The 16518-nt window shown below is 39.1% G+C and carries 19 protein-coding genes; 3 read left to right on the forward strand and 16 right to left on the reverse strand.

Annotation, left to right across the window (positions count from 1 at the left end):
• Nucleotides 1-11: 11 nt before the first annotated feature.
• Both JTI58_RS23265 and JTI58_RS23270 read right to left on the reverse strand, forming a co-directional pair.
• Entirely contained in the window at nt 12-842 is an 831-nt protein-coding gene (locus JTI58_RS23265) for a CbrC family protein (RefSeq protein ID WP_205444030.1), read from the reverse strand.
• A gap of 25 nt (nt 843-867) precedes the next feature.
• Entirely contained in the window at nt 868-1176 is a 309-nt protein-coding gene (locus JTI58_RS23270) for an antibiotic biosynthesis monooxygenase family protein (protein WP_205444031.1), read from the reverse strand.
• Between the two features lie 87 nt (nt 1177-1263).
• Between JTI58_RS23270 and JTI58_RS23275 the strand changes: the two genes are divergently transcribed.
• Nucleotides 1264-1950, forward strand: coding sequence for an ArsR/SmtB family transcription factor (locus JTI58_RS23275; protein ID WP_205444032.1), 687 nt, complete (start codon nt 1264-1266; stop codon nt 1948-1950).
• 26 nt (nt 1951-1976) lie between these two features.
• On the opposite strand, the gene JTI58_RS23280 is transcribed toward JTI58_RS23275, so the two are convergent.
• Nucleotides 1977-2843 carry a DMT family transporter gene (locus JTI58_RS23280; protein WP_205444033.1) on the reverse strand — a complete coding sequence of 289 codons (867 nt, stop codon included), beginning with the start codon at nt 2841-2843 and terminating at the stop codon, nt 1977-1979.
• Nucleotides 2844-2981: 138 nt separating this feature from the next.
• Between JTI58_RS23280 and JTI58_RS23285 the strand changes: the two genes are divergently transcribed.
• Nucleotides 2982-3422, forward strand: a complete 441-nt coding sequence (locus JTI58_RS23285; RefSeq protein WP_205444035.1) for a hypothetical protein — start codon at nt 2982-2984, stop codon at nt 3420-3422.
• A gap of 57 nt (nt 3423-3479) precedes the next feature.
• Here the strand turns inward: JTI58_RS23285 and JTI58_RS23290 are convergent, their stop codons facing one another.
• The 13 genes from JTI58_RS23290 to JTI58_RS23350 all read right to left on the reverse strand — a co-directional run bounded on the left by JTI58_RS23290 (nt 3480) and on the right by JTI58_RS23350 (nt 15553).
• On the reverse strand, nt 3480-4418 hold the full coding sequence (locus JTI58_RS23290) for an alpha/beta fold hydrolase (protein WP_205444037.1): 939 nt from the start codon (nt 4416-4418) through the stop codon (nt 3480-3482).
• A gap of 187 nt (nt 4419-4605) precedes the next feature.
• The gene (locus JTI58_RS23295) at nt 4606-5967 is read right to left on the reverse strand and encodes a sensor histidine kinase (protein ID WP_205444038.1); all 1362 of its coding nucleotides are present in this window, start codon (nt 5965-5967) and stop codon (nt 4606-4608) included.
• Nucleotides 5964-6638 carry a response regulator transcription factor gene (locus tag JTI58_RS23300; RefSeq protein WP_205444040.1) on the reverse strand — a complete coding sequence of 225 codons (675 nt, stop codon included), beginning with the start codon at nt 6636-6638 and terminating at the stop codon, nt 5964-5966. The genes JTI58_RS23295 and JTI58_RS23300 overlap by 4 nt, the downstream gene beginning before the upstream one ends.
• 142 nt (nt 6639-6780) lie before the next feature.
• Nucleotides 6781-7569: a lipid II flippase Amj family protein gene (locus JTI58_RS23305; RefSeq protein ID WP_279381335.1), complete on the reverse strand. Its 789-nt coding sequence runs from the start codon at nt 7567-7569 to the stop codon at nt 6781-6783.
• A 108-nt stretch (nt 7570-7677) separates the two neighbouring features.
• Nucleotides 7678-8166 carry a kinase gene (locus JTI58_RS23310; RefSeq protein ID WP_205444043.1) on the reverse strand — a complete coding sequence of 163 codons (489 nt, stop codon included), beginning with the start codon at nt 8164-8166 and terminating at the stop codon, nt 7678-7680.
• A 16-nt stretch (nt 8167-8182) separates the two neighbouring features.
• Nucleotides 8183-9451, reverse strand: a complete 1269-nt coding sequence (locus JTI58_RS23315) for an MFS transporter (protein ID WP_205444045.1) — start codon at nt 9449-9451, stop codon at nt 8183-8185.
• A 135-nt stretch (nt 9452-9586) separates the two neighbouring features.
• A complete protein-coding gene (locus JTI58_RS23320) occupies nt 9587-10774 on the reverse strand; it encodes an MFS transporter (RefSeq protein WP_205444046.1) in 1188 nt (395 codons plus the stop codon).
• A 221-nt stretch (nt 10775-10995) separates the two neighbouring features.
• Nucleotides 10996-11865, reverse strand: a complete 870-nt coding sequence (locus JTI58_RS23325; protein ID WP_205444048.1) for a metal ABC transporter permease — start codon at nt 11863-11865, stop codon at nt 10996-10998.
• Nucleotides 11862-12734, reverse strand: a complete 873-nt coding sequence (locus tag JTI58_RS23330; RefSeq protein WP_205444050.1) for a metal ABC transporter permease — start codon at nt 12732-12734, stop codon at nt 11862-11864. Before JTI58_RS23330 ends, JTI58_RS23325 begins: the two co-directional genes overlap by 4 nt.
• Before the next feature lie 11 nt (nt 12735-12745).
• Complete coding sequence (locus JTI58_RS23335) at nt 12746-13474, reverse strand: metal ABC transporter ATP-binding protein (RefSeq protein WP_205444051.1); 729 nt, start codon at nt 13472-13474, stop codon at nt 12746-12748.
• 9 nt (nt 13475-13483) lie between these two features.
• Nucleotides 13484-14398, reverse strand: a complete 915-nt coding sequence (locus JTI58_RS23340; protein WP_205444053.1) for a metal ABC transporter solute-binding protein, Zn/Mn family — start codon at nt 14396-14398, stop codon at nt 13484-13486.
• Between the two features lie 155 nt (nt 14399-14553).
• Nucleotides 14554-14715 (reverse strand): hypothetical protein, encoded by a 162-nt coding sequence (locus tag JTI58_RS23345; protein ID WP_205444054.1) that lies wholly within the window; start codon nt 14713-14715, stop codon nt 14554-14556.
• A 205-nt stretch (nt 14716-14920) separates the two neighbouring features.
• The gene (locus tag JTI58_RS23350) at nt 14921-15553 is read right to left on the reverse strand and encodes a TetR/AcrR family transcriptional regulator (protein ID WP_205444056.1); all 633 of its coding nucleotides are present in this window, start codon (nt 15551-15553) and stop codon (nt 14921-14923) included.
• Nucleotides 15554-15690: 137 nt separating this feature from the next.
• Between JTI58_RS23350 and JTI58_RS23355 the strand changes: the two genes are divergently transcribed.
• Nucleotides 15691-16428, forward strand: coding sequence for an SDR family NAD(P)-dependent oxidoreductase (locus tag JTI58_RS23355; RefSeq protein ID WP_205444058.1), 738 nt, complete (start codon nt 15691-15693; stop codon nt 16426-16428).
• Nucleotides 16429-16518 lie beyond the last annotated feature (90 nt).

Genomic DNA, 16518 nt, shown 5'->3' on the forward strand with positions numbered 1-16518 from the left:
TCAAACAACCATTAACTAAAATCTGAATAAAGCACATAACGGTCACATTCCAAGCATTGAAACAAATACCCTTGATGATGACCATTGTTCATTAAGGATGCAGAAAGTTCTTCTTTCGGAAACCCTGTATAATTGTCAAATTGATCCTCAATTCCTAGCTCCACTATATCACTCCAACCAACATAACCAATAAATGCACAGTAGTCAGAGCAATGTGCCACCCAATTATTCCCCTGCCAGCTCACATAACCTGGCGTGCGATACAGTACTTCTTGTGCCAATAAAGGATTGGTAATCTGCTCATCATACAGTAAATCTTGCTGAAAAGAGCCATCATATTTTTGCGCTGCATCCCCACTGTGAATACAAGTAGGACAGAGATAATCAACATCCTCAATTGCGTAAATGCCTCCTGTATAATAAACATCCACTTGCTGTTGGCAACAATCACAGACAACGACCTCATCTGTTTCAAATATTTTCGCCTCAAGCGGTTTGGGGACATATTTAAACGTTGGGATAATCGTTTGTGTTGGCTGATGATCTCTTATTTTTCGTGGCAACAGAGGATTCACCGAATTTGCTTGATTTATGTAGGTTTGGAGAACACCATATTTTTTTCGATCTTTTTTATCGTCTTTATTCATAATGACAGTAAATAACCGATAAGCCTCTGGATACATTCTAAGTAAACAGTAAACCTCTACTAATATCCTTAACGTTTCTTCTGTTTGTTGAACCTGCTTTAATTGATCTTTAAAAATATGCATTTGATTAATGGTTATCGGATTGGAAGGATTAAATGTTTGTCTTAGATCATGCCATTCCTCAACAATCGTCATAAAAAATAGGCCTCCTTCTCATTTGCTATTTGGTAAAAGAATAATCTTTAATCATTTGGCAAATTTCCACTTTATAATTTGTGTACCATTTGTCTTTACCCAATTGTTGTGCCGTCAAATGCTTGGCATTGTCTTTCCATGCTTGGATAGCCTCTAGCGATTCCCAATAAGACACCGTTATGCCCTTTCCTTCCTCGTTTCTGACACTTTCCACACGAAGGAAACCAGGTTGTTGCTGTGCTAAGGCATCGATGAGGTCAGCCATCTTGCCATAGCCTTCCCCATCTTGTTTAGTTCTTTGCGATGTAAAAATCACTGCATAATATGTTTCCATTTATTTCTCCCCCTCTATTACTTTTATTGTAAACGATAATGACTTTGACTAAAATCTAAATATAGGAAACTGAAAGGATTGTGACATATGGGAATTAATCCAAACATGGCAGAAGTAGCAGCACTTCTTGGTGAAACGTCAAGGGCAACCATTCTTGCTAGTATGATGGACGGTCGTTTTCATACGGCTAGTGAACTGGCATATATGGCTGCTATCAAGCCACAAACTGCTAGCTTCCATCTTGCTAAATTAGTAGAAGGAAAGCTGATAAAAGTTGAAAAACAGGGCAGACATCGTTATTTTCAATTGGCTGATGAGGACATTGCTCAATTTTTAGAGTCATTCCTAGCCATCTCACCGCCACCTGAAGTGCGTTCATTAAAGCAATCAAGCCAAATCAAATTATTGCAGGATGCTAGAACTTGCTATGATCATCTTGCTGGTAAATTGGGTGTCCAATTAACGGAATCGATGATGAATGCAGGTTATATAAAACTAGACGACAAGCAATTTATCCTGACAGATGAAGGCACATTATTTTTCACCACATTCGGAATCGATTTAGCTGCTTTAAAGAGAAAACGACGCTCCTTTTCTCATGCCTGTTTAGATTGGAGTGAACGGCGTTATCATTTAGCTGGTGCACTAGGCAGCGAGCTATTAAATCAATTTTTCAACCTCGATTGGCTTATACGTGTTCCCTCTATTCGCGCCATTAAAGTGACGGAGAAAGGTAAAATAGGCTTTAAAGAGGTCTTTCATTTAGATTTGTAAAATAGAAAAGGGCTCTGAGTTATCTCCTAGCCCTTTCCTTTACTAAAAGTACGATTTACTAAATAAATGCCCATGATGATGAATAAGCCGCCAACCATTAGGGATGGTTTTAACGGTTCATTTAATAACACCCAGCCTGTTAATACACCAAAAAATGGCGCTAAAAATAAATAGGCACTTGTTTTCCCTGGATCACTGTTTTGCAGAAGATAATACCAGCCCGCAAATTGAATGATGGAGGAAAAAATACTAAGCCACAACAAAATTATTAATGATTGTTTATTCACAATAAAAAATGGTTGCTCTAACAAGACACTCCCAAGTAAAAGGAGTAAGCCGCCAAACAACATCTGGTAAGCCGATAAAGTCCACGTATCAAATAATACGCCCCATTTTTTCACTAATAGGGTGGCAATGGCCCAAAAAACAGCAGATAGCAAGCCAAAAAGGATACCTATTTTCAATTCAACTTGTGCCCCCATCGTGATGATCACGCCGATTAAGCCAAACAATACTCCTATCCATTGATAGACATGGTAGCGTACTTTCATAAAAATGGTGGCAAAAATCACAACTAGTAATGGGTTTGTAAATGTTAATATAGAAGATTCACTTGCTGTGATGGTGCGTAGACTTAAAAAAATACATCCCATCACACCTGCCGTTTGAAAGGACCCGATCATGCATAACTTGAACCATTCTTTCTTTGCAATAGGATGAGGTCTCTTCAAGATGATCACAACGATAGCCATCATAATACCTGCCAATATAAAACGGAGGGCAGCCAATAATAAAGGCGAGGCATACGGTAAACCTAATTTAACAATGGCAAAAGATGAACCCATTAAAAAGGTCGTTACTACTAATAAAGCAATAAATTGATAATTTTTCATCTAATAGCTCCTTATCTGATAGAATAATTGCTCTATGTTGATTATAATCAGGAAGTATTTCCATGCTTATCGAAGTATGGATTACAACTATCATTAAAGATAGAATGAGACTATACATATCTAAAGGAGGAGATAGCGATGCATTATAGTGCAAAGCAGCCTAGAAGTAGCTTATTACCATCCATACTTTTTTATGGGACATTCCTATTGATTACTTTAGGAGATAATTTCATCCTTACCCTTTTATTGAGTCTCTCATTGTTACTTTGTTTGGCAGGTCTCCTAGTACAATATGATTTACTGATCAAAGAAAATGAAATCAAGTATACCATCTCTCTTTGTAAGGTCGTACTATTTTCAAAGCATCTGCAAGCACAGCAAATAAAGCGCATACTGTTTAAGCGCTATGGATGGGCAACACCGGGTGCAACGATTATCACAAAAGGCTTCAACTTACATATTGTCTATTTTAAACCGAAAGATGTGATAACACATTTGGATCATTTTGCTCAATTCAATCATATAACTATCAGAAAAACGAAAGATTTTAGAAGACTACGTAAGGAAGAAATCAATTAAAGGGATAGGATTTAAAAAATCTTACCTCCAAAAAGCAAAGAGGTAAGATACTATTGATCATTTGTTTTGCATAAACAATCTGACGTTTTCTGCGATTTCCGGCGATTTTGTATGGTGTAAGTAATGATCCCCATCCAATGTGATTACTTTGCCATAAACTGAATATTTGACTTGTTCTTCATGGAGTGGTATCCAATTTTTTTCAACACCCTCACTATTTGCTTGGACAAATAATAGAAGGGGTAAATCTTTAGGGAATGTAAGATTTTTTGCTGCTGTAAATTTTTTGTAAATACTTTCTAATTCATTAGAAGTACTTGTATTATAAAAGTTTTTGAGTGTAATCATCCTTATTTGCTCTTTTGTGTCATCATCATACGGAAGACCTGCATAGGGATCATCTGTAAATTTTATAAGAATTCTTGCAATCCCTGATTTTTTTAGAAGTTGTAATGACTTGATTGGAAATTTCGTGTCCATCCCATCCTGCGTAGGTACACTGCTATCAATCCCGACAAATCCAGTTACTTCATTCCGATATTTATTGACATAATCCAGACCATAGATGCCTGCTATCGAGTGTCCCATGAGCATATACCGATCAATCTTTAACTCCTGTAAAGCTTCATGAATCTCACTAACTATGTTCTCCGTGCTTCGTTCTTTAGCAGTATCCTCACTTAAGCCATAACCAAAGGGCTCTACGGAGACGATCTTATAATAAGGAGCTAGTTCATCTATCAGTGGCTTGAAATCAAGCGTTGGTGCTGCAGTTCCGAAGCCTGGTAGCAGTACGATGGTTTCAGTACCCTTGCCTTGGATGGTGATATTCATCTTTTTCCCATTAACAGAGACGAGCTGACCATAGGGTTCTATTTTTCCTTGCTCTATTTTGTTGCAAACAATGTTTACTGTAAAAACAATAGCAAGTAGCACCACAATTGTTACACCGATGACCGCCATTGATTTCAGTAAAACACGCGTAAATTTTTTCATGTTTGATGCACGAGGGGGATTCACCTTTACTCGTGCCTCCCTCCTTTACTACGATTATTCCAGCTACTTTTAAGCTGTTAGTATTAATATAAAGGAGGAAGATGTCTTCCGAATGACGACAATATGAACGCAAGATGAACAATAAAAAATGTTACGACATCCCTCTAGGAGTCGTAACATTATCCCTTTAATTTAAGGAAAAAGGCAATCTGACAATGATTGTCGTTCCTCGTCCAAGCTCACTCTCTACTTGAATTTCTCCTTGATGTAGCGAGACAATTTGTTTCACGATAGCAAGTCCCATTCCACTGCCTTCATATTTGTGACTATGTGAACGATCAGCCTTAAAAAATCGCTCAAATATACGTTTCTGATCCTCTAAAGAAATCCCAATGCCCCTATCCGTTATTCGCACTGTCACATGATCAGCATGTTGCTTCATGCTGATCTCAATCGTATCATGAGCATGTGAAAATTTAATACTATTCGTAAGAATATTTGTCCATACCTGATGTAATTGATCGTAATCAGCCATGAGGCGAACAGCCTTCAAATTAAGCTCAAAATCGATGTTGCGAGAAGACCATTGCGGCTGGATCGAGACAATGACACGTCTAATTTGCTCATCTAGGTTGAACCTATCAAGATGCATGGGCTTTGTCTTTGATTCTAGTAAGCTCAGCTTTAAGAGGCTATCACTCATCTTGGACATTCGATTGGCTTCTGAAATGATAATATCAAGATAACGGCTTTTCTCGTCGTCCGTTACATCGACTTGCTTTAGTGCTAACGCGTAGCCAGAGATGGAGGTAAGTGGAGACTGCACCTCATGGGATACGTTCGATACAAAATCTCTTCTCATTTGCTCTAGCTGCTGTAACTCCTCCGCCATGTCTTCAAAGCTTTTAGCCAACGTCCCTAGCTCTCCTGATTGTTTAATGTTTAGCTCTACATTGAAGTCACCACCAGCAATATGTTTAGTTGCTTGTGTTAGCTTTTTGATTGGCTTCACTAGAAACATCGCTGCTACTAAAAACACAACACTTCCTATAACAAGGGCATAGGTAGCAAAATTCAAAATCAACTTTATGGAAAAAGAGGTAGAAGGTAAAGATATAGGCTGGATAAACATCGCTTTTGTTCCCATTTCAGTTGTTAAAGGTATGCCAACAAGAATAGATGAAATGCCCCCAGGATTGACTTGAATGACCTCTCCAGCCAGCACAGTTTGCACTTGTGTCATGGTTACAGGAGCCAGTTCATCGTCAGGAAGCTTTCCGTAAGACGTAAAATGCCCCGTTTCTTCATAAATGCGAATATGATAGGATTCAAGCTGATGCATATCACGAATGAAACGATCTGCTTCATTAAACGGTAATGTGTCAAAAATTTGTACCATGTCTTGACCAAAATTCAGTAAGGGAATTTGTAGGTTTTCATTCAATTTATCTTTAAATACCCATGTTGCCATGAAAAAGGAGATAACAGTTCCTCCAATGACAGCAACTAAAAAGATTAAAACGACGCGTGTATATAAAGATTTAATCATTCATCAACCTCAAGCCTATAGCCAAGACCCCTTATTGTTTCGATATGAAAATCAGTTATCGTGTTGAAGCGCTCGCGCAGGCGCTTAATATGTACATCGATGGTTCGATTATCTCCCGCATAATCAATCCCCCAAATTTGATCGATTAGTTGTTCCCGTGTATAGACTTGCCCAGGTGTTTCCGCAAGCTTATATAATAATTCAAATTCCTTGAGTGGCAGTGAAATGGCATCTGTCCCTCTCATGATTTTATAGGTCTGACGGTCCAGCGTGATTTGACCAAGTTGTATCGTCTGCGAATGACCAATCCTGTAGCGCTTTAAAAGCGCCTTTACACGTACCGTCAGCTCTAACGGGTCAAATGGCTTCGTTAAATAGTCATCTGTTCCGAGCTCAAAGCCCTTCACTTTTTCCCATGTTTCTCCTCTTGCTGTCAGCATTAGTAAGGGCAGATCTGTATTCATTTTGCGTAGCTCCTTACATAGTGTCCAGCCATCCATCGTTGGCATCATAATATCCAGTACAACAAGATCAATTGGCGTTGAGCGATAGAGGGCTAGCGCTTCTTTGCCATCTCCAGCCTCTATGGTCGTGAACCCGTCTTTGCGTAGAAAAAGGCAAACAAGTTCACGAATGTTCACATCATCATCCGCTACAAGTATCGTTGGCATACTTTCGTTCCCCTCTTTTCCAATGTATTATTCACACACATTATACTATATAACTAATGTACTTCTCCCCTACCAATAGCTTATTTCCTTAAAGTAAAAAAACCCCTCCTTTATATGAAAAAATATAAAGGAAGGTTTCTAATCAAGCAATTAGCTTTGCAAACCACGCGACATAATGCGCGCCAGGAATCAATAATAACTGTGCCACAATGGTTCCTAAAAATCTGGAAAACATCATCATAACGGACATTCTCTTTAAGTCGAGATAACTCCCTCTCTTATTGATAACATCATCGGCCAGAATGGATATTTTAGGGTCAATAAACAGGATCAATAGAATCGTTGCAATACCATTGATTAATCCAGATGCCATGACAGCAGTAGTCTTTAGTTCTGGTACTAATAATGTGGCATATAAAGCGGATAAAACACCAATGGTATAGATAGCTGTAATGACAATATTGATGATGAATAATTTAATTGGTATATCCCCTAGACGAATGCCTTTTAAATAACTAAAACTTGGTTTATGAATATGCTTAATACCTCGTCTTATATAGTCCAACGTAAAGCCCTTTTTCATTAAAGCGGGAATGGAACCTCTTTCCTCAGCCAAATGGACGATAGCCCTTGAAAAAATAGCTATAAAGGTGGGGATGAGTAAGATTCCTACTATTGTTCCAAGCGAAGCCGCTCCAATAATGAGTCGAAATTGGTGCTCTACAAATGTCATCGCATTATCTGCAGGTGCTGTATCAACAAGGCTCCCTGTGAATGGTTGTTGCATCATATTTGCTAACCTTGACACCATGACCATTACATTAAAAAGAGATAAAGCCGAAGCTAGTAATTTGACACGTGCTCCTGATAGACGTACTGCATAGGCAAGCGTTTCAATGGCATGAATGATTAAAATAAATAAAGCAATCATGATTAATTTTTCTGTTATTAAATCCACATATGTACCTACTCTTCGCTTTCCTACACTTTAACATTGGGACGCTTCTCCCACAAAATAGTTCCGCTTGAAAAAATACCGTTACTTCTGTAGCTGCTTACCAATCAATTTCAATATATCTTCCTTTGACATCTCTTCGATCAACAGCGTTTCTCCATCCATACCATGTGGATTCCACCAAGCATGTAAAGAATCTTCGCCGAAGTCATTCTTTTTGGAGCTAGAATGATGACGAATAACGGTTTCCTCAAAAGATAAATCAAAATAATACGTATAGGCCTTCTGATCATAGAATTGTATTAAATCTTTTAACATATCTCCATAACGACTGGTATATAATATTCCTTCTACAATGACAACTTCACAACGACCTTTACCATACTCTGCGATTTGACGAATGAATTCAATAGAAAGATTGCCTTCTCGATCATGCACCTTTAACATATCACGTCGGACAACATCTTGCGGAACTAAAAGCGTACCATGTCCAAGATGATGTTGAAGACTTTTCGCAATCGTCGTTTTTCCGCTACCAGAATTTCCTCGGATGATAATTAGTTTAGATTCCAAATTTCCCTTCTCCTTTTTAAGCTGCTCTTCTAGACCAAATCACAACAGGAATCAATACTAATGACAATAGCCCTCCCGCTAAGGACAACACCGCATAGCTTGAATTCGCCACTACCATACCTGATAGCGCACCACCTGACGCACCCGCTAATGCAACAAAGACATCCATTTTCCCCTGTGTTTTTGCACGTGTAGCAGGTTCCGTTGCATCAACGATTTGAGCAGTCCCACTGATTAAACCAAAGTTCCAGCCTAATCCTAGTAAAGAAAGTGCCACAATGAGTAACACCATTGAATCGCTTGGTGCAAACGCCGCCACTAAACCCGCGAGTAGCAATGTAATACCCGAAGCAATACTCATCGCTGTCCGTCCGATTTTATCGACAAGAATACCTGTGACGAGTGATGGCAGATACATAGAACCTACATGAAACCCTATCACAATGCCAACTTCGGCTAAACCATGTCCATGATGTTTCATATGTACGGGTGTCATTGTCATAATCGCTACCATGACAATTTGTGTCAAGACCATCACCGTTGCCCCTATCGCTAAGCCTCTTTTATTGCCTGTAGTATGCAAGGATTGTGCTTGATGTTCTTTGTTCATTTTTTGCTTATGTGCCTCAAGGGCTTTCGCTATTTCTAATGGATCAGGACGCAACAGAGTAAATAATACAAGTCCCGCTACAATAAAGGCGACAGCCGATAATATAAAAGGCCCTGCCAAAGCTGGAATACCAATGGATCGTGCCACTTTCCCCATCCATTCTACTAAATTCGGACCTAAAACAGCGCCAAACGTAGTCATAAGCATGGTCGTACTAATTGCCGTAGCACGCTGCTTATCATTGGCTAAATCCGTCCCAGCGTAGCGAGCCTGTAAATTAGTTGCCGTACCCGCTCCATAGATTAATAGAGAAGCAAACAATAACACAATACTATTCATTAAAGCAGCCAGGACTACACCCATCGCGCCTATTCCGCCCACTATAAAACCTGTTGATAAGCCGATACGGCGGCCATAACGCTGCGATAGTTTCCCCACAATAAAAGCTGCACCTGCCGAGCCTAACGTAAATAATGCAGAGGGTACACCCGCATAGGCATCCGTTCCTAGCATTTGTTGTGCCAGTAGAGCGCCAACCGTAATCCCTGCCGCAAGCCCAGCTCCACCAAATATTTGGGATAGACTAACAACGATGAGTACACGTCTATATAGGTTTTTTAGTTTTTCTGGTGACTCCATATAGGACGCGATTGACTCTTTAGATTTTCCAACCATTTTTCAACCTTCTTTCTCTTAATTCTCTATGTATATCAAACAAGATTACTTGAAGCTAATGAAGAAGGAACCGTCCCCATTTAGACAGTTCCTTTCATCTGCTACCCCCTTTATACGACTACCGTATTCCACATATTAATGTGCATGCATAACGACTTTCTTTTTCTTCGAGTAGAATAAGAAAGTAGCTGTTAAACTTAAGCTTATGATTCCAAAAACAAGTCCCATACCACTTAAACCAATTAAATCTAGCATCATGCCTGTCGATAAAAGCACGATTTGAAAGACAACCGAATCAATCATGTTTCGGAACGAGAAAAAGCGTCCATGAAACTGTTTTGGTACTTGCTTTTGGAAGATTACCATTGTCGTTGGGAAAAAACAGCCAACGGAAAAGCCAAAAACGCCAAATGCCACTAAAGCGAAAAAGGGAATGTCCGCCAGTAACAGTAGTAGCTCCATTGAGCCGATAATAAAGGCTAATGAAAAAAGCAGCGTGCCCATTTGTACACGATTAGCGATCATTTTCAAACCAGCTGCCCCCAGCATAAAACCAATGCCTTCCACCGTATACAGTAACCCTGAAATTGTGGTAGATTGGTGGATTTCAGATATTTTCATAATGACTAAATTGAAAGAGCCTAAAAATAATGTTGGAATTAACATTAAGACAAGCGTCATCAAGACGACCGGGTGCTCTTTCACCATCGGTAACACTTCTTTAAAATTCCCTTTTTCTTTATTTGCCAGCGTTGCATTGGTTGTTTCATCTAATTGTAGCAAGCTTGTAATGACAAACATGACTATGTAGACAATAAATGAAATAATATATAACCATTTTAATTCAAAGAAGCTTAGCATAAATCCTGCTGCAGCTGTGCCAATAATCCTAGAGATGGTTCTGGCATTCATTTGCCAAGCATTTAGCGTAATTAAATCTTGCTCATTAGCAATCATTGGAATAATCGATTGCAAGGCAGGCATATAAAAAGCTGCTGCTATTTGCAGTGTGATTAAAAATAGGATCATCCAAATAACCGAATTGGTATAAAGTGCGATAAACATAAATAAAACACTGATGATGCGTCCGATACTTGCCATCTGGACAACCGTTTTTTTCTTCGATTGGTCAATGATACGCCCTGCCATTGGACCGACGACTAAGCCTGCTAAAATACCACAAGAAATAATTAATGATTTGTGAAAGTCAGAAGGTACTACCTCTTGCATAAAGGCTAAATTCCCAATAATGCCAGCCCATAAGCCAAGACCTACGACAAATTCACCTAATAAAATAATCCAAACGTTTCGATTTTTCCACATGCTGTTCTCCTTGTTGCTTCCATAAAATTTATCGTAACAAAATTTTAAATATTCGTACATAAAAATATAGAAAAATTTGCTAGATTCTATGCCATTCTTTCCCTTTCTAGTTTACCTTATCGAGTATACTATTTTTCCTAGAGGGAGTACTCATTCAAAAGTTTGAACTTGCGGCTAAAAGAAAAACAACGTTTGATGGGCGTATCAAACGATGTTTTTCGTTAAGAGATTTCTAGTTTATGAACAAGTGCTTTTTTTCTACGTTCAACTATTTTTTGACAGATGAACGTCACGATAAAGATTAAGCCGACTGTTGTCGCCATCATACCTGCTATAGAAGTATCCCAGAACTTCGCTAAATAATAACCCAAGACGGAAGCAGCAGCACCAAAGAGCATACTATAGACGAACATTTGCTTAATCGTCTTGCTGATTAAATAGGAAGTAGCAGCTGGCCCAATCAACATGGCAACCACTAAAATGGCTCCCACACTATCAAAAGCTGCCACTGTTGTAAACGAAATGGACGTCATAAAGCCATAATGTAGAAAGACGACGGGAATGCCAATGGTTGCTGCATACACAGGGTCAAACGTCGCAAGCTTCATTTCTTTAAAGAATAAGAGCAGGAACGCAATATTAATCACGAGGACGAGCAATAGCATCCACACCGCCTTAGGCATCGCTAGCCCAAGCAGTGTCCATCTATCCCAAGGAACAAAAGCTATCTCTCCCATTAAAACATGTTCAACATCTAAATGGACATTGCCGGCATATAAGGTGATCAGGAGGACACCTGCTGCAAACAGGGATGTAAACACCACACCAATCGCAGCATCTTCTTGAATACCAGAAGAATGTAATAATTGCACGAGATAGGCTGTTAGAATCCCTGCAAACGCGGCACCTACTAACATCCAAAAGCCATTTAATGTTTGGGTAATAAGATAGGCCATCACGATACCAAAGAGCACTGTATGACTGATCGCATCTGCAATCATAGACATTCTACGCAAGATGAGGAAGACACCTGCAATCCCGCATGTTATCCCAACTAATAGTCCTGTGAATACAACCCAAAATTCGATCATCCTACATCACCCTGCTTCCGAAATTGCATTTTCCTACGATATTTACTAATTTGACCAGCTGGACTTATAAAATACGATAGAAAGAATATACCTGCTGCGACTAAAACGATAATCGGACCAGTCGATAACCCTGTTCGAATCGCACTAATAAAGGTTCCTGTTATGCCAGCAATGCCTCCAATCGCGGCACTTAAGATCAGCATCGTACTCAATTTATTTGTCCATAGCTTGGCACTAGCAGCAGGAATAATTAATAAGGCCGACATTAAAATCACCCCTACAGCTTGGATCCCTGTAACAATCGTCATAACAATTAAAACCGTTAAGGTTGCCTTTAAAGCCTCAATTGGTAAGCCAATTCCCTTTGCATAAACAGGATCAAAGATCAGTAGCTTCCATTCCTTATAAAGTAACAGACTCACCACAATAATGATGGTTGCGCTAATAAAGAGCCACATTAAATCCGCCTTGGTCATCGTCGCTGCTTTGCCAAAAATAAAATTATTCAATCCGCTCTGATTCCCAAGTGGGCTCCGATTAACGACAGTTAAAAATACAACGCCAACACCAAAAAATACAGTAAGGACTAATCCTATAGCAGCGTCAGCCTTCATTTTTGAAAATGACACAATCCATTGAATACAATACACAGATAATGCAGATGTAATGCCCGCTCCTAGCATTAAAATCGGCAATTCCTTTTGACCTGTTAGCAGGAACGCCAGGGCAATGCCTGGTAATGCTGCATGCGCCGCAGCATCACCAACTAGACTTTGTTTTTGTAAGAAGGAGAACGTGCCTGTGATGCCAGCTGCAATGCCAAGTAACATCGTTCCGCTCAGTACCCACAATAAGTTACCACTTAACATAGTGTCCCTCCTTACACATGCTGCATCATGAAAAGTTTACCACCATATGTTTTTTGTAATTGCTCTGGTGTAAAAACATCTTCTGTTGCGCCTGATGCTAAAATGGTTTTGTTTAATAAAATCGTATAGTCAAAATATTCTTTGACGGTTTGAAGATCGTGATGCACAACAAAAATACTTTTTCCCTGTGCCTTTAAATCTTTTAAAATATCAATAATTGTTTTTTCTGTCGCAGCATCTACCCCCGCAAACGGTTCATCTAAAAAATAAATATCTGCATTTTGTGCAAGGGCTCTCGCTAGGAACACACGCTGCTGCTGCCCTCCTGAAAGCTGCCCGATGGAACGCTCTGCAAAATCCTGCATCCCTACACTTGCTAATGCTTGTCGAGCAACAATTTTATCTTGCTTGGATGGTCTTTTAAACAAACCTGTATGACCATAACGCCCCATGAGCACCACATCCAGCGCATTTGTAGGGAAATCCCAATCCACCGCATTACGCTGTGGGACATAGCCCACGACTAAACTCTTTGGCTCAAACATCTTCCCTAAAATTTCAACCTTTCCTACTTTATTAGGAAGTTGATTTAAAATGGCCTTTAAAAATGTGGATTTCCCCGCACCATTTGGGCCAATAATGGCAGCTAGGTGGCCTGTAGGCACTGTTACACAGGCATTTTCTAATACTGTTTTCTTATCATACGCGACTGATAGATTTTCTACTGTTAATGCATACATTTTCTTCACCTACTTTAATGCATCGACGATCGTGTCGATGTTATGTTGATACATACCTATATACGTACCTTCTGTTGTTCCTTCAGCTCCCATGGCATCGGAGAATAATTCCCCACCGATGACAATGTCGTGGCCTTTTTCCTTCGCCCCTTCAATGACAGCCTTCATCGCCTTATCAGATACACTGGATTCTATAAAAAGAGCCTTAATCTTTTTTTCTACTAAGAAATCAACCATCTCCTGGACATCTTTCACACCGTACTCTGAATCCGTACTCAGTCCTTGTAAGCCACGTACTTCAAATCCCTGACTTCTGCCAAAGTAATTGAACGCATCATGAGCCGTTACTAATATTCTTTGCTGCTGTGGTATTTCATTCACACGTTGTTGTGCATAGCCTTGTAAATCATCTAGCTTTTTCAAGTAAGCTGCTTCATTCGTTTGAAAATCTGCTTTAAATTCAGGATATTCCTCCTGAAGTTGCGTACTGATTGCCTTGACAACGCCTTTCCAAAGCTCAATATCAAACCAAATATGTGGATCATGGAGCATGGCATCTGTGTCACTGGCAAGCAGTTGCTTTTCATCTAATGTCTCGCCCACTGCCAGGACTGTTTTATCCTTAGCCATTTGTTCAAATATATCAAGCATCTGTCCTTCTAAATGTAAGCCATTATAAAAAATGACTTCTGCTTTATCCAATTTTGATAAATCACTTTGAGTCGCCTTATATAGATGAGGATCTACCCCTGGGCCCATCAATGCTGATACCTGTAAATGATCGCCACTGATTTCTTTAATCGCATCTGCAATTTGTCCAGTAGTTGCAACCACAATGCCTTCTTTTTCACCCTCTGTTTCTGCTGAACAGCCAAATAATAGAAGTGAGAGTGATAATACCATTACACCTAACCATTGTTTCATTTTTCTACCTCTTCTTTCTCTTTATTAAGCAATTGTTTGAAAAAATGTGCATACGCACGTAGGAACCAATTGGCGGACAAGCTGTAAATTGTTTGTCATGCCCGCCTTTTAATAGCAGTTGGCGTTCCTATCACGACTTTTTTTCATACAATGCCTTAATTTATATTCATTTTCCTAATAAGCTGGCGCCAGCTCATCCAGAAAAGTATTAACATCATACCTGCACCTACTGAATCGGTAAGTTTCCATACAATTGTCAAAATAATTAAAATGGCCATTGGAAGAATCGTCAGCTTGAAATCACCTAAATCTTTCATTCACGCACTCTTCTTTCTTAGGAGATATTTTGTTTCCCTTAGGAAAAATATATGCTTAATACAAAGAAAATTCAACTACTTTATGAAAATTTCTTTAAAAAAATTTTTTTCTTACATAAAACTTAGTTTAGCCCAAACAAAAAAATCCCTAATGAAGACATTAGAGATTTTTTATAAAAATACATAGATATATGTTAATAAACATTTATTTTTCTTTTTCTAGCGGTTTCCCTATAAACTCAAATGCATAAATATGTGTCTTAGTTAATTCAATGATGTCCTTGATTAATGCTTCTTCTGATTTTTCATAGCCGCTTGCAATCCATTGCATCATTAATCCATAAAAACCGTAGGATGTATAATGCTTGAACATGTCCATATTGACAGGCTGTTGATTGATTGTCTCAAATTTAAATTGCTCTTGATAAATTTTTGTAATCGTTAAGGGCATACGTGTATGCAACCCAGGAATGGTATCTTCCACATTCAGCAACTCGAAAAAAAGACGATGCTTATAAATGTAATGAATAATATTAAAGGATGGTGCTTTCAATTTGGTCGTATATACCTTTTCTCCATATAGGTATGGTTCACCTACTGCTACTTCCAGACCATTCAACATCAGTTCGAGCAAATTTTCTGCCAGCTCAAATTTATCTTGAAAATGCACATAAAAGGTACTACGGTTGTAGCCTGCTTGTTCTACAATATCCTTCACTGTAATGGCTTGAAAACCATGTTGTTTAATTAAATCGACAAACGCCTCATAAAAATGACGACGGGTTCTTTCTTGTCTTTGTGTCCATTTTGGCAATTTTGCTTCCTCCCTTTTAGACATTTCAGGCAAATATGTCTACTAGTTAGACACTTGCTACGACATTAATGATTGTTTCCATTTTCAAGCGCTTTACAATAAAAGTACACCGTGATTTACGCAGGGTGCAAGAAAAATGATTGTTTAAGGGAGTGTCATATATGGGGAAATTACAAGATAAAGTCGCAATTATTACAGGTGGTGCTTCTGGTATCGGTGCTGCAACAGCCCAATTATTTGTAGCAGAGGGTGCAAAAGTGGTGCTTGTGGACCTAAACGAAGAAAAAGGTCAGGCATTTGCTGCCGAACTACAGGCAACAGGAGCAGAGGCTTTGTTTATCAAAGCAAATGTAACAGATGAAAATGAAGTAGCAGCTATTTATCAAACAACCATTGAGACATTTGGCAAAGTCGATGTCCTTTTTAATAATGCAGGAATTGGCCGTGTTACACCAACTGAGGAGCTTCCTTATGCGGAATGGCGTCAAACTGTAAATGTGGATCTAGATGGCGTATTTTTAATGGCCCAAGCAGCCATCAAAGAAATGCTAAAAGGGAATGGTGGAACGATTGTTAACACAGCTTCGATGTATGGTTGGGTTGGCTCACCAGGATCAGCTGCCTATAATGCAGCAAAAGGAGGCGTGATTAATTTAACACGTTCATTAGCATTGGAATTTGCTACTCGGGGTATTCGTGTCAATGCGCTTTGTCCAGGTTTTATTGATACACCAATCATTCCAGAAGAAAGCAAAGAGCCATTACGTCAAATCACACCTATGCAACGACTAGGTCAACCAGTGGAAATGGCGAAAGCTGTTTTATTTATGGCTTGTGACGATTCAACGTTTATGACAGGTAACACATTAACTGTAGATGGTGGTTATACAGCCCAATAATGACGTTCAAAATAATCGCTTCCCCACAAAGGATAGCGATTATTTTTCACTAGAAAAATTTGCAGTTTTTATCCATTTCCTGCAAACTAT

It is taken from the genome of Lysinibacillus fusiformis (genome assembly GCF_016925635.1).
Classification (GTDB): Bacteria; Bacillota; Bacilli; order Bacillales_A; family Planococcaceae; genus Lysinibacillus; species Lysinibacillus fusiformis_F.

Coding starts and splice junctions, on each gene's coding strand:
- JTI58_RS23265 (WP_205444030.1), bottom strand. CDS start 842: ATGACGATTGTTGAGGAATGGCATGATCTAAGACAAACATTTAATCCT.
- JTI58_RS23270 (WP_205444031.1), bottom strand. CDS start 1,176: ATGGAAACATATTATGCAGTGATTTTTACATCGCAAAGAACTAAACAA.
- JTI58_RS23275 (WP_205444032.1), top strand. CDS start 1,264: ATGGGAATTAATCCAAACATGGCAGAAGTAGCAGCACTTCTTGGTGAA.
- JTI58_RS23280 (WP_205444033.1), bottom strand. CDS start 2,843: ATGAAAAATTATCAATTTATTGCTTTATTAGTAGTAACGACCTTTTTA.
- JTI58_RS23285 (WP_205444035.1), top strand. CDS start 2,982: ATGCATTATAGTGCAAAGCAGCCTAGAAGTAGCTTATTACCATCCATA.
- JTI58_RS23290 (WP_205444037.1), bottom strand. CDS start 4,418: ATGAAAAAATTTACGCGTGTTTTACTGAAATCAATGGCGGTCATCGGT.
- JTI58_RS23295 (WP_205444038.1), bottom strand. CDS start 5,967: ATGATTAAATCTTTATATACACGCGTCGTTTTAATCTTTTTAGTTGCT.
- JTI58_RS23300 (WP_205444040.1), bottom strand. CDS start 6,638: ATGCCAACGATACTTGTAGCGGATGATGATGTGAACATTCGTGAACTT.
- JTI58_RS23305 (WP_279381335.1), bottom strand. CDS start 7,569: ATGATTGCTTTATTTATTTTAATCATTCATGCCATTGAAACGCTTGCC.
- JTI58_RS23315 (WP_205444045.1), bottom strand. CDS start 9,451: ATGGTTGGAAAATCTAAAGAGTCAATCGCGTCCTATATGGAGTCACCA.
- JTI58_RS23320 (WP_205444046.1), bottom strand. CDS start 10,774: ATGTGGAAAAATCGAAACGTTTGGATTATTTTATTAGGTGAATTTGTC.
- JTI58_RS23325 (WP_205444048.1), bottom strand. CDS start 11,865: ATGATCGAATTTTGGGTTGTATTCACAGGACTATTAGTTGGGATAACA.
- JTI58_RS23330 (WP_205444050.1), bottom strand. CDS start 12,734: ATGTTAAGTGGTAACTTATTGTGGGTACTGAGCGGAACGATGTTACTT.
- JTI58_RS23335 (WP_205444051.1), bottom strand. CDS start 13,474: ATGTATGCATTAACAGTAGAAAATCTATCAGTCGCGTATGATAAGAAA.
- JTI58_RS23340 (WP_205444053.1), bottom strand. CDS start 14,398: ATGAAACAATGGTTAGGTGTAATGGTATTATCACTCTCACTTCTATTA.
- JTI58_RS23345 (WP_205444054.1), bottom strand. CDS start 14,715: ATGAAAGATTTAGGTGATTTCAAGCTGACGATTCTTCCAATGGCCATT.
- JTI58_RS23350 (WP_205444056.1), bottom strand. CDS start 15,553: ATGTCTAAAAGGGAGGAAGCAAAATTGCCAAAATGGACACAAAGACAA.
- JTI58_RS23355 (WP_205444058.1), top strand. CDS start 15,691: ATGGGGAAATTACAAGATAAAGTCGCAATTATTACAGGTGGTGCTTCT.